Here is a 20,192-nt window from a genome sequence, read left to right on the forward strand (position 1 = left end):
AAGCTGCGCAACCGGACCGATGAGGTCGATCAGGTCGATGAGACGATTAACAGTCTGATCTCCATGCTGTAGAGTACACTTGGATCCACGGAGGATCTTGTATCGGTAGAGCAGGAGATTGAGACGCTGAAGCACTATGTGTATGTTAAGCAGATCCGGTATGGCGATCAGATCAGTGTCCATTATGAAATCGAAGAGAACTGCTTACAGCTGCTGGTTCCGAAGCTCATCCTTCAGCCTTTCGTGGAGAACGCCTTCTTCCATGCATTTCCGGGATATCCAAGCGGCAATATTCAAATCTTCATCCGCAGGCAGGAAGACCACGTCATCATTGAAGTGATTGATGATGGAGTCGGCATGTCTCATATTGAGGATCAGGTAAATGAACGTAAACAACAGCACTTATCGGGAATTGGCATCAAAAATGTTCATGGCCGTATCCAATTATTATTCGGCGCTCCCTACGGCGTTCGCATCGAAAGCGAGCCAGGTTATGGTACAGCCATTCGGATTACGCTGCCGATTATGGAGAAGCAGCAGGAGAGTTAAACAGCTAAATGTTACTTTGCAGGAATCTGGGCTTTCGCCTTGGCAATGATTCCGCTGATCTTCAGCTCCAAAGTGTGAATGCCCTTCTTCTGGTCTATAGCCTGGCGGGTTAGCGAGACTAGGGCAGACAGGGAATCTGCGGTTCGTTTGGCTTCCTTCTTCTTCAGCAGCTGCTTGAAGTCACTCCATTCAGCGGAGTAGCGCTTCTTGGGGATATCTGCGGAACTCTTGGCAGCTTTGATCTGTACTTTGACAGAATCTATGCCGGAGAGAATAGCGCGGATATCCTTGATCTTCTTGGCCTTCTCATCTTTGGCTGCTTTCAGCTGCCTCTCCTTAAGCTTGATATCCTCTCTGGCCAGCTGTACTGCAAGCCGTATCTCGGCTGTTGCAGATTTGGTGCCGCTGACGGAGCTGTAGAGGACGAACAACGGCTTGTATTTGTCCTTGGTCTGCTGAAGCTTCTTCTCCAGCTGAGCGACTTTGTCCGCATCAATCGTTGTGATCCGCTTGCGAACGGCGCTCGCCGCTTCTTCGTTCCCATAATGTACGTTCTTGATAGTTCCATCGAGTGCGGATTCCTGTGCAAGGAGTGAGGATAATTCACTGAAAGACGCTGTAATCTGGCTCTTGAGCGGCGCATCTGCTAAGGACGCGGCCTTCTCCACAGATAGCTTAAGCGAATCGGTAAGCTGGCTGGTTGATCCCATTACAGATGAGGGTACGGAAGCGGCAAGTACAGCAGCCAGGACAATGGCAGCCATTGATTTGTTCAGGTTCATAAGTGAGTCCTCCTTTAGATTGATGTACCTAAGCGGCGGGGCATGATGGAGGGCCTCTGTTCTGCGGTGGGAAGTGCTGCCTCCTGATGCAGAGCTGCGGCTCTGGGGTACAAAGCCGTTGTTGCACAGAGCCTGATCACGCCAAAAAGCACCCGTAAGAAAAGGCATATCGCCTCATCCTACGGGTGCTTCCACGTAAGTACATATGTTTGCATTGAATATACAAGAGACCTTAATTGGTGTCAAGTAGAAATTAACAGTTTAATATTGTGCTGCCTCGCTATATTCGCCTGCTGTACTGTAAATCTTCCAGCCATCCTGGGTTTTGCGCAGATAGTACGTATCATCCCCGGCCGTGGATGTAGTATAAGAAGTTGATCCCTGTGAAAGTTTGACTTCGATCGTACCGCCAGTCATTTTGACAACCGCGTACCGGTCCGATTTGAAGATGACTTGTCCGTTCATTTCACCATTCATGGTAACTTCCATAGTCAGCCCCATGTCTTTATAACCTCTCAACTGTTCCACAGATAGCAGCTCGAGATCTTTGGCGAAGCCGACTTCATTTCTCTCAATGCTGCTCTGCATCTGGTCGAATGACCCGTTCTTGAAGGTATCATATTGTTCCTGAGTGTACTGTTTCACCAGGTCGATTAAGACACTATCCTCCGGGGTATTCATGGACTCCAGATGAAGGGAACGATTCAGAAATGTAGCAGCTTCTGCCCGGGTAGCTGTAGCCTTCGGGTGGAACCCGCCGTCCTTATAGCCGCTAGCAATTCCGGCCTTACTCAGCTTCTCAATATCCCCCTGTGCCCAGTATCCGGAAATATCATTAAAAGCGGCCGCAGATCCATTAAATTGAACCGTAGCATCGAAGAATCTGGACAGGATAGCACTGATTTCGGCTCTGGTGATCTTTCCATTCGGTGCAAAGTGAGCTGCATCTACCCCGTTTACAATGCCAAGCGAGTTCGCTTGGGTCACGGCGGAGTAGTACCAGTCACTCTTTTTTACATCCGTAAAGGAATTGTCCTTAGTTGTCTCAGGTGCGGCAGGATCAACCGCTCTCAGTAAAATAGTAACGAACTCCCCGCGTGTTACCGCATCATTCGGCTTCAAATACACCTCACCATAAACATCGTAACCTTTTAGCACACCTGCTTGAACGAAGTCATTTAGCACATCAGAAGCCCAATGTCCCTCTACGTCAACAGGAAAGTACTGGTCTATGGTGCTGCCCTCTGCAGATTCCTCAGCAAATGCAGATGGAATAGCCGCCGTCATAAGAATAACGATCAGACAAATAGATAGCCATTTTTTCAAAATAAGTTCCCCCTTAAGAAGTATGTAGTATGCAGCTGAATGGCCTTTACTAATATAAGTCCTTATAAAAGAAGGAACAACTGGTAATGAAAGGCAGATTAAAGAAAAAGAATAGCCGTCCCCACGTGAGTTACATGGGTGACGGCTGTCCTGTTAAGCTGCTATTGAGCTAGTTCTTGCTGAATTATCTTAGCTGTTATGGGTAATATTGCGGTTCTGCTCGGCGATAATTTCGTTATCTTCGCTGTTATCTCTGGTTACTTTCTGAGTCAGAATAGCACCAACGGCTACCAGAATCATAACTGCGATATAATATCCCTTTTCGTTCAGCTGCATATCGGCATTGTAAATCCCGATCAAGAATAAAGCGACACCTGCGAATAATGTGAAATAAGCTAAAAACGTGAATGCAGGTGTATTTCTCCTTCTGTACTTTTGCACCATGACTACCCCTCTGTTTTTAAATTTGATTTATATCCTAATGCTGTAGTTACTCTATGGTGTAAGTCAGATATGGATATATTTTACTATGAGGAGCGGTGCTTTTCTACTAGTTTTTTAATGAACAGGGTAACACCAGGTAGGGGTGCCCATCAGACTCTATAAGTGGTTCGGTATGAAATCAATTGTTGTCCTTCATCAGCTTGCTGAGCTTGGTCTCCGTGTTGGAATCCTGGACCGGCGTATAGACGCTGCATCTTAGATCGGTGGCGCCCTGAACCTGAAGGGAGGTCAGGTTGAACAACATTTTACCGGCACGGGCATGCCGGAACTCAATCATAACCTCGGGTGCGGAGCTGACATCACTATCATTCCAGAGCTCCAGGAAGTCCGGGTACTGATGGGTCATTTTATCAATAAATTCAGAATACCAGGGATCGGCTACATACTGTCCGTAGTATGCGCGGAAGATGGACAGGAATCCCCGGACAAAGTGCTCCCAGTTCACGGCCAGACTGCGGAGCTCTTTCTTATTGAACAACAGCTCGATCATATTCCGCTCGGGTGTGGGGATTAAGTCGAAATTCAGGAATACGTGCGAGGCCGCTGCATTCCAGCCTACAATTTGGCATTTACGGTCAGAAATAATGGTCGGACAGTATTTAAGCTCCTCCAGAATTCTGCGCAGCGAAGGGCTGATGACCGTGCCAGCTTCCCTCTCAGCAGGCTTCGTATGAGAGCCGGATTCCAGGGCTAGTGCATATAGATATTTCCGCTCATCGGTGTTCAGCTGAAGTGCTCCGGCAATGGCATCCAGGACGGAGGGTGACACCTTGATATCCCGGCCCTGCTCCAGCCACGTATACCAGGTCGTGCTAACCCCGGCGAGAGCGGCCACTTCTTCCCGGCGGAGTCCGGGAGTTCTTCGCCGGGTGCCGGGGGGAAGGCCTACAGTATGAGGATGAAGCTTCGAGCGCTGGGCTTTGAGGAATTCGGACAGGGCTTCAAGTCTTGCTTCCGGTTTCATGGCAATCGTCCTTTACGAATTTATTATAGTGTTAATTATACTAGGATAAATACAAACTTGTAATAGGATAATGGGCGGTTAAAATATAGACAAGATAAAATTAGATCGCAAGGGAGAGTTGTCAAGATGGAAAGAGTAGTGATTACAGGAATGGGGATTATGTCGCCCCTTGGAAATGAGCTGGATACATTCTGGAACGGGCTCAAGGAAGGAAAGTCAGGCATTAGCACCATAGATACCTTTGATGTGTCGGGATATAAGACCCGGATTGCGGGTCTGGTTAGAGGACTTGACCCCGAAGGCAGATGGGGACGCAAGGAAGCCCGGAAGATGGACAGGTTCAGCCAGCTCGGGCTGGCGGCAGCAGAGCAGGCGCTTGAGCATTCCGGATTGAAGCTGGATCAGATCGACCGTGAGCGTCTCGGGGTATATGTAGGCTCAGGTATTGGCGGGATTGAGACCCTGGTGAACAATGTGGATCTGCTGCGGGATCGCGGCCCGGGCAGAGTCAGCCCCAGCTTGGTCCCGATGATGATCTCCAATATGGCTGCCGCGCTCATCAGCATTCGCTTCGGCGCGATGGGGCCAACGCTATCGCCGGTCACCGCTTGTTCGATCGGAAATACGGCGATTGGCGAGGCTTGGCGTGTGATTCGCAGCGGGGAAGCAGATGTGATTTTTGCCGGGGGAACCGAGGCTGCCGCGCATCCGATTGCCTTAGCCGGATTCGGGAATGCAACAGCACTTTCAGTCCGAAATGATGAGCCTACCAAGGCCAGCCGGCCGTTCGATGCGGACCGGGATGGGTTCGTGATGGGAGAGGGTGCAGGCATCCTTGTGCTGGAATCCCTGACCCATGCTCTGAAGCGCGGCGCGCAAATCTATGGGGAAGTGATCGGCTACGGAGCAAGCTCGGATGCCTACCACATGGTGGCTTCTCACCCGGAGGGCATTGGCGGTTATCTGGCGATGAAGAGTGCCGTCAAGTCGGCGGGTCTTACCCCGCAGGATATCGATGTAATCAGCGCCCATGCGACCAGCACGGAGGTGGGCGACATCGCGGAGACGATGGCAATCAAGAAGCTGCTGGGCGAGGCAGCTTACCAGGTTCCGGTCACGGCCAACAAATCGATGCTGGGCCACATGTTCGGAGCTGCGGGCGGAGCCGAAGCGGTCGCTCTAGTACAGACCCTGCGCGAAGGCATTGTACCGCCGACGATCAACCTGGACCAGCCGGGTGAAGGCTGCGATCTTGATTATGTGCCGAACACGGCCCGGACGGGCAGGTTCGAGGTTGGATTGTCGAATTCCTTTGGCTTCGGCGGGCATAATGCGGTGATTGTGCTGAGGAAGTATGTGGGGTGACATGGAGGAAAAAGTAAAGTTCTGAACCAAGCAGTTCATATGTAGCAAACAGGAGCAGGATGCCGCTGGCATTCTGCTCCTGATTCGTTTGGCTACTCCCCCCAGTTCATAACCCTACTTGGGACTATGAATTCCCCTTCGCTATTTGAAGAGCATGCAGTCCATTATCGTAAGCGTTCATTAACTTTGATCAATATTTCCTTTAGGATTTGCTCTTCTTCCTCAGTAAGGACCTGCACGATTTCTTCCTCCACCTTTTGGAACGAGTCTTGAAAGTCCTCGATCAGTTCAATTGCTTTTGGCAAAGCATATATATTTTTTTGCCGTTCATTATTGGGCGGGATTTTGCGCTCGATGAACCCTTTCTGTTCTAGACCTTGAAGCATGCTTGTAATGCTGGCTCCACGTAAGTGAAATCGATCTGCAATATCCTTTTGAATAATATGATTATCTTGGTTCTGGTAAATATATTCGATTACTTTTCCTTGTTGAGCGTTTAAACCCAGCTCTTTTATACTCTGGTCCGCTCTTTTCTTTAACTTAAGACCGATAAGCTGAAACAGATCCAGATAAGGCGTACTCTTTCGGGATTGCATAACTATTCCTCCTGTGATTGTTAGGAATCTAACTGTAAGCAACAAAACTATACAGTGATCTTAGCAGCTTGTCAAACGATTGTTAGTTTGTTGACAGTTAGGGAACTAACGATTATACTTCGGATTGTTGGTCCACACACACTTAGGAGGAATTCAAATGGAAAAGGCATCTCAAAACACGGCTCTAGAACAAGTTACGGCGATTACAAATGTACGTATCTTCGATGGAGATCAGATTATTGCATCTAGACATGTTGTCATACAAGGGGAATCCATTATTTCAGTGGGCGGAGAAATTCCGGCAGATGCAACGATTATCGATGGAGGAAATGCCACTCTTATGCCTGGTCTGATTGATGCGCATGTCCACACCTCAATCGGCGGATTACGAGATGCCTTGAAATTCGGGGTTACAACAGAACTTGAAATGAACGGCGATTTTACTAAAAGAGGGCGCGAGATTCAGTTGAAAAATGTGAATGACGCCGCCGACGTCCGTTCTGCTGGCACAGCGATCACTGCTCCAGGTGGACACCCGGATGAATTACTGCCGGATGGAGATGAAATACCGGAATTCGTATTAAAGGAACTAGAGAAGTTATCGGAAGAAGACCGGGAAGCGATGCTGGCTGCATATGCGCACGATCACGAGGAAATACCGCAAGTGACAACGGTGGAAGAAGCGATTAAACATGTGCATACTCAAGTGGAGAATGGAGCCGACTATATTAAGATCATGATTGAAGAAGGAACGGTTATGGGTGCACCTGGCCTGCCTTTACTTAGCGACGAGATTTTAAAAACAGCCGTGACAGAAGCACACAAGTTCGATAAGCTGGTCATCGCCCATGTTCTGACAGCTCTTTCATCGCAAGAAGCCATCGAATTTGGAGTCGACGGTTTGGGGCACTTGTTTATCGACAGACCTGAGAACACGCCCGAATTAGTGAAGTCCATAGCAGAATCAGGTGCCTTTGTTACACCGTGCTTGGTGTTGAATTCATCGATTATTGGAAATCCGGCATCGGAATTGGCAAATGATCCACGTGTTCATTCCAAGTTAAGTCCGGAGTGGATCGATATTTTGAACTCAAGCTTCAATACGTTCCCGCAAGGCAATATGGAGAACAGCTTTAAGAATGTGATGGACCTTCACCGTGCCGGGGTTGATATTCTGGTAGGAACCGATGTTGCGCCGGTTCCCGTTCCGAACCTTGGCGGTCTTGCTCATGGTGCCAGCGTACATCATGAATTGCAATTGCTGGTTACAGCCGGGTTCACTCCGATTGAGGCGCTTCAGTCGGCTACCTCGAAACCGGCTCGTCGGTTCGGTCTACATGATCGTGGCCGTATTACCGAAGGTACGCGTGCTGACCTTGTACTGGTCCATGGCGATCCGACAACCCATATCTCGGATACCCTGTCCATTAAAGCCGTATGGTTCAAAGGTGTACAAAAACTGAACTAATCAATTTACTCTTGTAATAATATGTTATTTGCAAAAAAGATCCACTTTTGTGGCAGGTACTTTACTTCTTGAACTAATCTGCTGTTCGTCTTTGTAATGAAACTGCCCTATAGTTGAACAGGATGCGTGTATAGGTAACAGCCCTCTAAGTATGGACATCATTCATGTCCGTACTTAGAGAGCTGCTCGGTCTACTATGTTAGTCTGTCTACGAAGTGGCCGGAAGCGGCGTAGCCTTCCGGCAAGGCAAGCGTGGACGTGCCGCGGTCAGACCGGCACGTCCTTGCGTCCCCTGTGCATGGGCTTCCCGCACAGGGGGCAGGCCTTCGCGGCGAGGCCATGGTCCCTCGCCGCAACCCGGGTCCAGGCGATACAGCCTGGACCTTGGCACAGCCAGGCGGCGACGCTCTCCGTTCGCTTCGCCGCCGCTGAACTGCCGCTTCGGGCGTGCGAAGCGCCCGAAGATCGGCTCCCGCTGCGGGCGTAGCCCGAGCCCGCAGCCACTTCACTTCGAGCCCGCGAAGCGCTCGAAGTGGTGACCGTGCCTTCGGCTGCCTCTCCGCCGAAGGCCGAGAGCAGAAAGCGGGAGACGGCCGCTTTCTTGCCGCGGTACCTTGCGGGGGAGCTGATGATCAGCTCCTCCTTGGCGCGGGTGATCGCGACGTAGGCAAGCCGCCGCTCCTCTTCCAGGGCGGCGGTGCCTTTGGAAGCACCGCCCGCTTCGGGATAAGCGGTGTCCTTCATGCGGTCGGCCTCGATCGCCGAGCTGTGCGGCAGACTGCCTTCAATGGCGCCGATCAGCATGACGACCGGGAACTCCAGACCCTTGGACCGGTGAATGGTCATCAGAGCAACACGGTCCCCTTGTTCCCGGGATTTGTCGCTGCTCTGCTCCCGGCTCTTCTGGATCACATCACTGATGAATCCAAGGAAGCCTGCCACCGTATCAAAGCGTTCAGCCGAGGCCTCCAGCTCGTCCAGCATTTCCTTAATCATTTCCTTGTGCTGGGTCAGCAGCTTCCGCTCATCCGCCTCGACATAAGCATTGTAGAATTTCTCCCTCATTAGGGAGATGGCCGCCGCAGGCCTCATGGACGATAGGCTGCGGATCAGCTCCAGCCTGTCCTGGATCTTGGCTAACTGGAAGTCCTTCAGCCCGGACAAGGTCAGCAGATGAACTAGCGGGCCTTTCTTGGCACGAATCGATTCCTGCTGGACAATATGGGACATTCCCCGTTCCCGGTTAATATAGAGGGTCGGCAGCACACTCTCCATGGCGGTGAAGTCGCGCCGGTTGAGGCCAAGTCTTAAGTGGTCCACCATCGGAAGAACAAGGGCATTCTCATAGAGAAGTTGTCCATCTCCATACTCAATATAAGGGATTTCACGGATCATAAGCTGTTCCAGAATGGCCCGGTTGTTGCTGGTTGCCCGGTAGAGAACGGCGTAGTCCCCGTAAGTTCGCTTACCGGCCCGGACCTCATGCTCGATACGGTCCAAGGCTAGCCGCGCTTCCTCGTCACTGGAGAGCGGGCGCGTGTACATCGGCCCTGACGCACCTGATCTTACAGCCTCCAGTGTCTTACTTCTGCGGTGCTTATTGTGCCGGATCACTTCATTGCCCAGACCGACAATCCGTGTGCCGGAGCGATAATTGATATTAAGCGTGATGACTTTGGCCTTAGGGTAAGTCTTCTCGAATTCCAAAATATACTCGCTGCGGGCCCCATTAAATGAATAGATCGTCTGATCATCATCGCCAACCACCATGAGGTGATCCTGCGGGGCTGCAATCATTTTGACCAGCTCATACTGGAGATGATTCGTATCCTGAAATTCATCCACCATAATATAACGGAAGCGGTCCTGAATGGTGCGCAGCAGGGCAGGACTTCCCTTCAGCAATCGGTAGGCCAGGATCAGAACATCGTCGAAATCCATCTTCTCGTGATCGAGCTTCCACTGTTCATACTGCATAAGAATCCGCTTGGTCTCCCGCTCGGTCACACTATCTTCGGGTATGTAGGAGATATCAATCAGATTGGTCTTATACGATGAGAGCATAGACAGCAGGGTCTCTGGCTGATAAGCATCCTGGAGGCCCATCTCCCGCATCATCTGCTTGAGCAGGATGTGCTGTCTGCGGGTCTCGCTCCAGATCTCCAGTTCATTGCCCTGCCTGCGTATCAGCTGCAGGAAGTAGGAGTGGAACGTCCGTGCCTGCAGGAGGCGGATATCCTGTGGATGAATGCCGGGCAGAACGGCAATCCGGTCCCGCATCTCCTGAGCGGCTTTGCTGGAGAAGGTGAGCAGCAGGATTTCCCGCGGGTCTACACGTCTTACCGAAAGCAGGTAGCCAGTGCGGCAGATCAAGACTGAAGTTTTGCCGGACCCGGCTCCGGCCAGGGTAAGCAGCGGCCCCTTGAAATGACGTACCGCTGCAATCTGCGAGGTGTTCAGCAGAATACCGCTGGCTTCCAGCGTACGGAAATAACCCGCATCCGGATCGCTTGTGCCGACAATTTCGCGGCTGGTCCTGGCAGCGGCCATTCTGGCTTCGGGAACGCGCTGCTGAGCCGCGCCCGAGGGTATTTTATTGAAAATGGATTCTCCCATCAAATTCACCTTCATTATTCGTTAACGTAATCGAATACATATTTTAATTCAGCTTAATAGCATACCTCTATTCTTCCAAACATACAATAAGTAGAGCACTGGGAAGTGTGGCAAAAACGGAGGTTAGCCGACCAGGGTTCTGGAAAATTCAGCATTTTCGGTATATGATTGTAAATCTAGCATGGTTAAGTTAAGATGGTATATAAGTTGAATTAAGAATTACTTATAGGCAAGAGTGTGAAATGATTCTGGAGAAGCATAGCGTTCGCCTTTGCTCTCGGACTTCTACCTTTATAACCTCTATTAAGAAGTCTGAGAGCAACAGCGATCGTAAGAACATTTCACACGGCTGACTAACATGTAAATCAATAGTTCAACTTCTATACCGACAACTGCATATCAAGCGGGAGCTCAAGGTTTTGGGCTGAGAGGGTAGGAATTCCACTATCGACCGTTATACCTGATCTGGGTAATGCCAGCGGAGGAATTGAAATGGACGAAGTCTGTCTAATTCAAGAGACCTTTTATGTTAATAAAGAGGTCTTGTTATGTCCATTTACACGCTCGGCCTTTCTCGGATAAATCACAGAGGAGGCTTTTTTTGTTATGACCAAAGAGACAATTCAGCTTCAAACTTCTGCCCTGCCGGGCAGCCGCAAGGTGTATGTGGAAGGCTCGCGCCCGGATATCCGCGTGCCTATGCGCGAGATTGCACTCAGCCCCACTTCAGACAGCTATGGCAGTCATGAGAATGCGCCGGTCCGCGTGTATGATACGAGCGGCCTGTATTCCGATGCCGAGGCACAGACGGATATTAAGAAGGGGCTTCCTGAGAACCGCCGGGCCTGGATTAGGGAGCGCGGGGATGTGGAGGAGTATGAAGGAAGACAGATCAAGCCGGAGGATAACGGCTATCTAACCGACGATCCAAGGGCGAATACACAGCAGTTCCCGGATTCAGGCAGACGTCCGCTTCGGGCGAAGCCGGGCCATAATGTAACTCAGATGCACTATGCACGTAAGGGGATCATCACACCGGAGATGGAGTACATTGCGATCCGCGAGAATGTGTCAGCCGAGTTCGTGCGTGACGAAGTAGCGCGCGGCAGGGCTATCATTCCTAACAATATCAATCACCCGGAGAGCGAGCCGATGATTATCGGCCGGAATTTCCTTGTTAAGATTAATGCCAATATCGGGAACTCGGCTGTGGGCTCTTCTATTGAAGAGGAAGTGGAGAAGATGACCTGGGCGACCCGCTGGGGCGCGGACACGATTATGGACCTATCTACGGGCAAGAACATTCATACCACCCGGGAGTGGATTGTCCGCAACTCTCCTGTACCGATTGGAACCGTACCGATTTATCAAGCCTTGGAGAAGGTGAATGGCAAAGCCGAGGACCTGAGCTGGGAAGTATACCGCGATACGCTTATCGAGCAGGCCGAGCAGGGGGTAGATTACTTCACGATTCATGCTGGTGTGCTGCTGCGCTATGTCCCGCTTACGGCGAAGCGCCTGACCGGAATTGTCTCCCGCGGCGGCTCGATTATGGCGGCCTGGTGTCTGGCGCACCATCAGGAGAACTTCCTGTATACGCATTTTGAGGAAATCTGCGAGATTATGAAGGCCTATGATATCGCCTTCTCGCTTGGCGACGGCCTTCGCCCGGGCAGCATTGCGGATGCGAATGATGAAGCGCAATTTGCGGAGCTTGAGACGCTTGGGGAACTCACGAAGATTGCCTGGAAGCATGATGTGCAGGTGATGATTGAAGGACCGGGCCATGTGCCGATGCACCTGATCAAGGAGAACATGGATAAGCAGCTGGAAATTTGTGATGAGGCTCCCTTCTACACGCTCGGCCCGCTGACGACTGATATTGCGCCGGGGTATGATCACATTACTTCAGCCATCGGCGCCGCCATGATCGGGTGGTTCGGAACTGCCATGCTGTGCTATGTAACCCCGAAAGAACACCTCGGTCTGCCGAATAAAGAGGATGTAAGAGAAGGCGTTGTCACTTACAAAATAGCTGCTCACGCCGCTGATCTGGCTAAAGGCCACCCTGGCGCGCAGGACCGGGATAATGCGCTCTCCAAAGCGCGCTTTGAGTTCCGCTGGAGAGATCAGTTCCACCTCTCGCTCGATCCGGAGCGGGCGATGGAATATCATGACGAGACCCTTCCTGCAGAGGGAGCCAAGACGGCTCACTTCTGCTCCATGTGCGGCCCGAAATTCTGCAGTATGCGGATTACGCAGGATATTCGCCAGTATGCGAAGGAGAATGGACTAGATAGCGAAGCGGCAATCCAGGAGGGAATGGAAGCCAAGTCGAAGGAGTTCAAGGAGACAGGCAGCGTAATCTATAAATAAATTCAATTCATAGAAGAGCCCGAGGGGATAGTGATCCCGAGGGCTCTTTTGCTTTTTATCGTGTCGAAATATTTGATAACATCGAAGAATCCTATAAAAAGTGGCTGCAAATTCGATATAATAGATAAATAGGTTAAGAGAATAGGATTTCTGGTTCATTTCGTGACGACGGGATTGAAATAGAGTAAGGAGAGCTTCTAATGCATCCGTCTAGTCGTCTATATAAAACGCAGTTAAGATCTTTACATTTTGGGGTACGCCGTAACTACAGGAAATGCTTGGACTTTCGGCCGCTGTTGTCTCCAGATTTTTTGATTTATACCGCTTTGCGGATAAAATCCGGAGACAAAGGCGATCGCATTCGCTCCTACAGTTCCAAGCTTTCCCTCCATTACGTCTCTCCTGCATGTCACTTTTCTAACTGCGTTTTATATAGATCAATAGTCTACTAAAATATAGCAGGGAACGAGGAGGTAGCGCGGCCTTGAAGAGCAACAAATTCACTAGGATGATCATGGTGATGCTATCCGTAGTCTGCATCTCGAATGGAGCTTGGGGGATAGGCACTGCTCAGGCATCTGCCGGGGATGAGCAGATTGTCTTGCAGAAGAGTACGAATGAAGGGCAGCAGGCTGAGGACAAATCCCGTTTTTACAAAGATATAACATCGCCAAGTCTGTCAAGCGACAGCTCGGTAATGAACTTTTTGAAGGAGAATAAGGAGCTTACGGGATTAACGGATCCGCAGATGAATCTGAAGCTTATTGATAAGAGACAGGATGATGGTACCGACCAGACCCATCTTCTGTATCAGCAGCAGTATCAAGGGATTCCGGTATACGGCAAGTATATGCGGGTTCACCTTGACGAGAACAAGCAGGTCGAGGAGGTTGCGAGCCGTACTGAGCCAGAAGCGGCGGTTATGCCGGACCATCTCACAGCATCCATCAGCGCAAGTCAAGCTGTAGCGATCCTCAAGCAGTGGATTGAAGATCAGGAGGGGACGAAGATTAGCTGGAGTCCTGTGAATCTTGGTCAGAAGGCGCTTAATACCTCGGCACCCACGGCCAAGCTAATTATCTATCCAGCCGAACAAGGATACCGTCTCGCTTACGAGGTAGACGTGAACTACCTTATGCCCCATCCCGGTAAATGGACAGCCTATGTCGATGCCGAGAACGGCACTATTCTTAATGAATACAGCACTTCCTATCAGGCAAGAAGCATGAATCCGTCCAATATGACGACGGGTGTCAGTACAGGATTCAACGGGGATACGAAATCGCTAAATATTTATAAAGAGCCTTCCACGAGCAGATATCAGCTGCTGGATATCACCAAGCCAATGTGGCAGATGTACACGGATACCGATCGTGGTGTATTCACCTTTGCTTATAACGGAACGGATAGCTCTGGCAGCATTTACTATAAGAATGTTGAAAGTTCTACTACGACTTTTACGGATCGTCAGGCTGTAGACGCTCACTTTAACGCGGGCAAGGTCTATGACTATTATTACAACAAGTTTGGGAGAAACAGCATAAGTGCTCAAGGCAATTCTATTATCTCGATTGTCCATATTCCTGATCTATGGAGCACTACCAATCAAGGCGGAGCCTGGGATAATGCCGCGTGGTTCGGGGGGTACATGCTGTACGGGGATGGAAGCGGGTCCTCTAGAGGAGGATTTGACTGCTTGTCCTGCGGACTGGATGTTGTTGCCCATGAAATGACGCATGGCGTGACTGAGAAGACGGCGAATCTGGAATATCAGAATCAATCCGGCGCGCTCAATGAGTCCTTTTCCGATCTGCTGGGCGCATTAATTGAATCAAATTATGATCCCGGCGATACCAAGTGGTGGTTAATCGGCGAAGACTTAAGGCTGGATCACCGGGCACTGCGGAATATGAAGACTCCGGGGGATCCGGCCGTTCTCTCACCCCAGCCGGATCAAATGAGCAAGTATGTGTACCTCCCCAATGACAGTACCCATGATAATGGGGGCGTGCATACGAACAGCGGGATCCCCAATCGTGCCGGTTACCTCATGGTGGCCAATCTGGAGCCGCTTCTGGGTACAGCTGGCGCCAAGGATGCAGTTGCTTCCATGGCTTATGACGTATTAACGAATTATCTTGTGCCTAACTCGAATTTCGTGGATGCGGCGAACGGGTATGAAAGTGCCGCACAGAATTATGTGAAGGCTCATCCTGAATATCAGTATACTAGACAACAGATTATCCAGGCGGTGACAAGCGCCTGGAATTCGGTAGGCATTCAGGCTGCGGATACCGCGGCCCCTGCCTTTGCCCAGGGATATCCGCGTATAGGAACGGTGACCGATGTGTCGGCTGAAGTGGTTCTGAATGTGGATGAAGCGTCCAAGGTATATGCCAAGGTTCAGCCGGCTTCTGATCCCGCACCAACCCTAGTGGATCTCAAGAAGTCCGCTTCCCAGTACATTGCCGCCTACCAGGATCTTACGCTGACCTTCGGCAATCTGAATCCCCAGACGTCCTATGCTGTCTATCTGGCAGCCTACGATACGACGGGGAACGTAAGCAGCGTTCCGGTGAAGGTGTCGTTTGTGACTAAGCAGCAGGTTAAGCCTGTAGATACGACAGCGCCAGTATTTGCGAGTGGTTATCCAAAAGCAGGCGTCGTAACGGACAACTCTCTTCATATGTTGGTGAAGACGGATGAGAACGCGTCTGTATATGCCCTGCCTGTTCCGGCAGGTCAGTCCAAGCCGACCCTTGAAGCACTGCAGCAGCTTGCGCCTTCGAATGTATCAGCGGGTCAGGAGGCGGATCTGTATTTCGATAAGCTCAGTCCGGATCAGGATTACATGATTTATTTCCTGGCCAAGGATACGGCTGGTAATGTTCAGGCAAGTGTTACTGGAGTACCTGTTCATACGGCGGCTCAGTATGCGGGACAGCCCGTCCTCACTGTGCTGAATCCTGTCATTCAGGAGGATTTGAGCAATGACGGTACCGTATCCACAGCACAGTCCCTGTATGTAGACCACGGAACATTTGTTCAGGATATGACAGGAGGGATCGTGCTCCAGGGACTTCCAGCAGGTCTCGGTTATGAAGTTATGAGAAGCAGTGATCAGCTGGTGCTGATTCGCTTCACGGGCAAGGCCCTTCGCCATACGAATGCAGACGATGCTGTAGTTACAGTGAAGGTCAAGCCTGGATACATTACGGGTGTGGCTGCGGAGATGACAGCAGGCGTCTTCACCCTCGACTTCATTGATCCGGTATCTGTTCCAACAGACCCCGCAGGTGGATCTGGCGGGTCAGGCTCTGGTGACGCTGGGAGTGGAGGTTCCGGTGGAGGCAGTACCTCCGGCGGAAGCTCTGGTGGTGGAAGCTCTGGAGGCGGAGATAGCGGCTCAGGCGGAGGATCCTCAGGCAGCAGCGGCGGAAGCTCGGGAGGCAGTTCCGGCGGAGGCGGCGGTGCGCCCGAAGCTCCAGAGCAGCCGGGGACTTCAGCAGGAAACGGTTCTTTCAAGGATACAGCATCAGGTTTTGAATATGTACCTGCTTCGGATGAAGTGAAGAGCACGCAGCAGGGAGGACAGCGGGAAGCGGTGCTGAACGTGACTGCTGATACAGTCAATAGTGCAATGGGGCGGATGTCTTCAGCAGATAAAGTCTGGTTGATTAGGCTTGATAACGAAGCTGACTCATGGAAAGTGACCTATCCTCTTAATGAGCTGAAAAATGCCCCAGCTATACCAGGTGCAGGTATTGAGCTAAGATCAAGTGCGGGAAGCTTTACGCTGCCGTTATCAGTACTTAAGCAGGGCGTGGTAACTGCTCGGACGGGAAGCTCGGCCGAAGGCTGGAGAGTTGAGGTTACAGTCAAGCGGGCCGATTCAGCCGGGAACGCCCAGTGGAGCCAGGCAATCTCCAAATCAGCAGCAGGTAACCTGATTCAGCCGGCCCAATTCGAGGTAGCCCTGACAAACAATGTCCAGAAAGTGATGCTGCAAGATTTTGGCCGGGAGTATGCCGCTCGAACGCTAAGGCTTCCTGCAGGTATTACGCAGAACTGGACCGCGGTTACCCTCGGCGCGGATGGGGAGCTTCTCTTTGTCCCAGCTGTAAAGGTAAAGGAAGACGGCTATGACGCCGTTCAAATTCTAACTACGCATACCAGCCTGTATGGTATTGTTGCAGCCAGCAAAAGCTTCAGTGATCTTACAGGCCACTGGGCAAGAGCGGATGTTGAGCTGCTCGCTTCCAAGCTTCTGGTAAAAGGCGTATCTGCAAGCAAGTTCGAGCCGAACCGTCAGATTACACGGGCAGAATTTGCAACGTTAATGGTACGTGCACTCGGACTGAGCTTGACACAGAATCAGTCGAGCTTCGTGGATGTTAAACCTGGGGCTTGGTACGCAGCTCCAATTGAATCGGCTTATCAAGCTGATCTGATCAAAGGAACAGGTGCTAATCGGTTCAATCCCAATGCCCCGGTTACCCGGCAGGAAATGGCCGCGATGCTCGGATCTGCAATGAATTTGCTGGGCAGGCAGGCGGCAGATGGCGGAAAGGGAATTGAAATCTTTAAGGACCGGGGTACTGTAGCTGCCTGGGCAGTGTCGTCGGTGGATACGGCTGTCCGCGCGGGATTACTTCAGGGAAGCGGTGGTCTGTTCAGACCGGGAGCGGCGTCTACCCGGGCAGAAGCAACGGTGGTTCTGAAGCGCCTGCTGGTGTTTGGACAGCTCATGGAGTGATTTAGAGTAGTCCTTTAATATAAAATAGATACTAAATTTATAAAACGGCAGGTCCCCGGATTATCGGTGGCCTGCCGTTTTGGCGTACTTAGAGGTGGTACTTCAATTTTCGTACGTAAAAGGATGACTTCCTTGAACTACACAAGTAAGATGTCTGTTCATGCTGCATCCCAGCGGAGTGAACGGAACGATTGCGGAAAAGCGCCAGCGGTCGCCTTTGTTTCCAGATTTACACCACCAAATAACTTCCAATAAATCTGGAAACAACAGCGATGAGAGCAACGATCCGTTCGCGGAGCGCCGCGCATAACTCCATAGTGTCATATAAATGAGTCTTAGTTGGAATGAGTTGACATTAATCAAACATAATTATAAAATGTCTATAAATAAGCAAACGATGGGAAGTGATTAAACCGTGGTTGATTCAGAATTGATTTGGAACTCGTCTTTATTGGAGCTTGAACGCGGCTATATGGAGAAGGATGACTTTTATATATGTATTTGCTGCGGCAAAAGCTTTGAGAAGGGGATCATCTACCCCGAAGATGATGTGCTGTATGAGACCGAGAAATATGTTCGTCTGCATATTGAGAAGAAGCATGGCTCCGCCTTTGAATATCTCATTAGTCTGGACAAAAGCTTTAGCGGGTTATCCGAAATTCAAAGCAATTTGCTGAAGCTATTCTACCAAGGCAAGAGTGACAAGGAAGTGCAGCAGGAGCTGGGGGTTGGAAGCACCTCGACCATACGTAACCACAGGTTCGTGCTTAAGGAGAAGGAGCGGCAGGCTAGGGTATTCCTCGCCATTATGGAGCTTCTAAGAACGAAGGATAAGCACGCGCCTGCTGTGCTGAGGGTTCAGGCAGGCGGCAGTAAGGATGATCGCTACCGGATTACAGAGACTGAGAAGGAGAAGGTCCTCGCCAAGTATTTCCCGTCGGGAACGAATGGCCCGCTGAAGAGCTTCGCCATGCGGGAGAAGCAGAAGCTGATCATCCTGAATGAATTGTCCAAGCGGTTTGAACCGGAGCGGATCTATACGGAGAAGGAAGTTAACGAGATTCTGAGTGAAGCTTTTGAGGATTATGCATTACTGCGTCGTTATTTGATTGAGTATGGATTCATGAACAGACAGCCGGACGGAAGTGAGTATTGGCTTGGCGGGCCGGCGACAGAGCAGGAGGAGAATGCGGTGGACCGAAGACAAGAACTGAAGCTGATGGCGAAGGAAATCAAGACTCAAGCAGGCGTGTTCCAGATTAAGAATAAGAAGAACGGTAAGATTTTTGTGGAAAGTACGCCGAATCTCAAATCCATTAATGGCCAGGAGTTCTCACTCAATATGGGTTCTCATATGTGCAAGAAGCTCCAGCAGGAATGGAGCGAGATGGGCAAGGAGAATTTTGTGATCGAGGTGCTTGAGACGGTGAAGGAGAAGGAAGGCGTGCGCCTGGATATGAAGGATACGCTGAAGAAGATGAAGGAGAAGTGGATTAATGAGCTCCAGCCTTTTGGAGACAGAGGTTATCATAATTAAGGAGGGGACCTGAATGAATCAACAACAGAGTGCGCTGCTTATCGTGGATGTGCAGGTAGCTCCTTTCATATGGGCTCAGTATGGGGGAAAAGAGCTGTACCAGGGTGAGGAGCTGCTTCACAAGATTCAGTCACTTATTCAGAAAGCTCGCTTAGCCGCAGCGCCGATTATATATATGCAGCATACTGAAGAGGGAGAGTCTCCCCACGCATTGGGACAACCCTTGTGGCAAATCCATCCCGAGATTGCTCCGAAGGAAGGGGATCTGACTATGGTTAAGTACCATGCGGATCCCTTTATGGGAACTGAGCTTCATGTGAAGTTACAAGAGCTTGGTATCACACGTCTGATCATTACGGGAGTACAAACGGAGTACTGTGTGGAATCCGCGTGCCGATCTGCTTACGGTCTTGGTTACGCTAACGTTCTAGTCTCGGACGGACACAGCACCTTTGATTCCGAGAATCTAACAGCACAGCAGATCATTGAACATCATAATATAGTTCTTGGCAGCCAGTTCGCTGAGCTCAGTTGTGCGAAAGAGGTTGTGTTCTAAATCGTCTTTAACAGTTACACTATAGATACAGAAATTGTCCGGGAGACAGGAGGACAGGCGATGTATCAATATATCGATCAACAGTTTAACGAAGTAGACTTCAGCCGGACGGATCAAAGAGACGGGGAACTGACCCGCTGTACGTTCGTGCGCTGCCGGTTCATCGGAACCTCGCTGGAGGAGATTACCACGGCGGGATGCCGTTTCATAGAATGTGACTTCACTGCCGCGCATCTGAATGCGTCGACCCATACGGAGTCGGCCTTTGAGAACTGCATCTTCCATGATGCCAATCTGTTCGTATCGAAATTCACCGAGTGTAAAATGACGGGCTCCGACTTCACCAAAGCCCAGCTGGATGGAATCACGATCAATAAAGGAGACTGGTCCTATACCAATCTCCGATTCGCGGGTCTGGCCAAGCAGGACCTGCGGGGCATTCGTCTGATCGAAGCCGACCTCACAGGTGCCAATTTGGAGAAAGCGGATCTTAGGAATGCGGAGCTGACACGGACGCAATTCGCCAAGGCGAAGCTGAAGGGAGCCGATCTGCGCGGGGCGGAGATGGATGGGGTCGATTTCCGGTCGTTCTCTGTTGAGGGGACCCGAATGGATGGGAATCAGGCCGTATCCTTCATGCGGGCTTTCGGGGCGAAGGTGGATTAGCGTGATGAATGTCGACTAGAGTAAAGCCGCTGAACTAGACTATGCTTGCTAGAAAGAAGCTTGACAGGGTGAATTCCTCAGTACAACAACGCCTAACACGCACTAGCTATATTCCTGAGAAGTCAGGGCGT

General features: G+C 50.7%; 15 protein-coding genes and 1 riboswitch. Of the genes, 8 read left to right on the plus strand and 7 right to left on the minus strand.

All coding sequences use genetic code 11. From position 1 onward, the window contains the following. Positions 1-138: 138 nt before the first annotated feature. The gene (locus ACRRNK_RS01755; protein ID WP_433945114.1) at positions 139-549 is read left to right on the plus strand and encodes a sensor histidine kinase; all 411 of its coding nucleotides are present in this window, start codon (positions 139-141) and stop codon (positions 547-549) included. 11 nt (positions 550-560) lie between these two features. Here ACRRNK_RS01755 and ACRRNK_RS01760 read toward each other — a convergent pair whose 3' ends face one another. The 4 genes from ACRRNK_RS01760 to ACRRNK_RS01775 form a co-directional block, all read right to left on the minus strand. Beyond that, on the minus strand, positions 561-1,499 hold the full coding sequence (locus ACRRNK_RS01760; RefSeq protein WP_433945115.1) for a hypothetical protein: 939 nt from the start codon (positions 1,497-1,499) through the stop codon (positions 561-563). A 93-nt stretch (positions 1,500-1,592) separates the two neighbouring features. Continuing rightward, the gene (locus ACRRNK_RS01765; RefSeq protein ID WP_433945116.1) at positions 1,593-2,657 is read right to left on the minus strand and encodes an S-layer homology domain-containing protein; all 1,065 of its coding nucleotides are present in this window, start codon (positions 2,655-2,657) and stop codon (positions 1,593-1,595) included. 189 nt (positions 2,658-2,846) lie between these two features. Then, complete coding sequence (locus ACRRNK_RS01770; protein ID WP_433946772.1) at positions 2,847-3,098, minus strand: YiaA/YiaB family inner membrane protein; 252 nt, start codon at positions 3,096-3,098, stop codon at positions 2,847-2,849. Between the two features lie 181 nt (positions 3,099-3,279). Then, positions 3,280-4,125, minus strand: coding sequence for a helix-turn-helix transcriptional regulator (locus ACRRNK_RS01775; protein ID WP_433945117.1), 846 nt, complete (start codon positions 4,123-4,125; stop codon positions 3,280-3,282). Positions 4,126-4,251: 126 nt separating this feature from the next. On the opposite strand from ACRRNK_RS01775, the gene fabF reads away from it, so the two are divergent. Continuing rightward, positions 4,252-5,490, plus strand: a complete 1,239-nt coding sequence (fabF, locus tag ACRRNK_RS01780; RefSeq protein WP_433945118.1) for a beta-ketoacyl-ACP synthase II — start codon at positions 4,252-4,254, stop codon at positions 5,488-5,490. A 164-nt stretch (positions 5,491-5,654) separates the two neighbouring features. Here the strand turns inward: fabF and ACRRNK_RS01785 are convergent, their stop codons facing one another. Beyond that, on the minus strand, positions 5,655-6,086 hold the full coding sequence (locus ACRRNK_RS01785) for a MarR family winged helix-turn-helix transcriptional regulator (RefSeq protein WP_433945119.1): 432 nt from the start codon (positions 6,084-6,086) through the stop codon (positions 5,655-5,657). Between the two features lie 157 nt (positions 6,087-6,243). Here ACRRNK_RS01785 and ACRRNK_RS01790 point away from each other — a divergent pair, with 157 nt between their 5' ends. Beyond that, positions 6,244-7,554 carry an amidohydrolase family protein gene (locus ACRRNK_RS01790; protein WP_433945120.1) on the plus strand — a complete coding sequence of 437 codons (1,311 nt, stop codon included), beginning with the start codon at positions 6,244-6,246 and terminating at the stop codon, positions 7,552-7,554. 267 nt (positions 7,555-7,821) lie between these two features. Here the strand turns inward: ACRRNK_RS01790 and ACRRNK_RS01795 are convergent, their stop codons facing one another. Continuing rightward, positions 7,822-10,170 (minus strand): UvrD-helicase domain-containing protein, encoded by a 2,349-nt coding sequence (locus tag ACRRNK_RS01795; RefSeq protein ID WP_433945121.1) that lies wholly within the window; start codon positions 10,168-10,170, stop codon positions 7,822-7,824. Positions 10,171-10,563: 393 nt separating this feature from the next. Beyond that, positions 10,564-10,674: riboswitch (TPP riboswitch) on the plus strand. A 102-nt stretch (positions 10,675-10,776) separates the two neighbouring features. Here ACRRNK_RS01795 and thiC point away from each other — a divergent pair. Beyond that, the gene (gene thiC / locus ACRRNK_RS01800) at positions 10,777-12,546 is read left to right on the plus strand and encodes a phosphomethylpyrimidine synthase ThiC (RefSeq protein WP_433945122.1); all 1,770 of its coding nucleotides are present in this window, start codon (positions 10,777-10,779) and stop codon (positions 12,544-12,546) included. A gap of 242 nt (positions 12,547-12,788) precedes the next feature. On the opposite strand, the gene ACRRNK_RS01805 is transcribed toward thiC, so the two are convergent. After that, on the minus strand, positions 12,789-12,938 hold the full coding sequence (locus tag ACRRNK_RS01805; RefSeq protein WP_433945123.1) for a hypothetical protein: 150 nt from the start codon (positions 12,936-12,938) through the stop codon (positions 12,789-12,791). A gap of 92 nt (positions 12,939-13,030) precedes the next feature. Between ACRRNK_RS01805 and ACRRNK_RS01810 the strand changes: the two genes are divergently transcribed. The 4 genes from ACRRNK_RS01810 (at position 13,031) to ACRRNK_RS01825 (ending at position 20,061) form a co-directional block, all read left to right on the plus strand. Then, positions 13,031-17,302, plus strand: a complete 4,272-nt coding sequence (locus ACRRNK_RS01810; protein ID WP_433945124.1) for a M4 family metallopeptidase — start codon at positions 13,031-13,033, stop codon at positions 17,300-17,302. Between the two features lie 415 nt (positions 17,303-17,717). After that, positions 17,718-18,839 carry a DUF2087 domain-containing protein gene (locus ACRRNK_RS01815; RefSeq protein ID WP_433945125.1) on the plus strand — a complete coding sequence of 374 codons (1,122 nt, stop codon included), beginning with the start codon at positions 17,718-17,720 and terminating at the stop codon, positions 18,837-18,839. Positions 18,840-18,852: 13 nt separating this feature from the next. Then, positions 18,853-19,395 carry a cysteine hydrolase family protein gene (locus ACRRNK_RS01820; RefSeq protein ID WP_433945126.1) on the plus strand — a complete coding sequence of 181 codons (543 nt, stop codon included), beginning with the start codon at positions 18,853-18,855 and terminating at the stop codon, positions 19,393-19,395. A 60-nt stretch (positions 19,396-19,455) separates the two neighbouring features. Continuing rightward, positions 19,456-20,061, plus strand: coding sequence for a pentapeptide repeat-containing protein (locus tag ACRRNK_RS01825; protein WP_433945127.1), 606 nt, complete (start codon positions 19,456-19,458; stop codon positions 20,059-20,061). Positions 20,062-20,192: the final 131 nt, after the last annotated feature.

It is taken from the genome of Paenibacillus sp. SN-8-1 (genome assembly GCF_050995535.1).
GTDB lineage: Bacteria > Bacillota > Bacilli > Paenibacillales > Paenibacillaceae > Fontibacillus.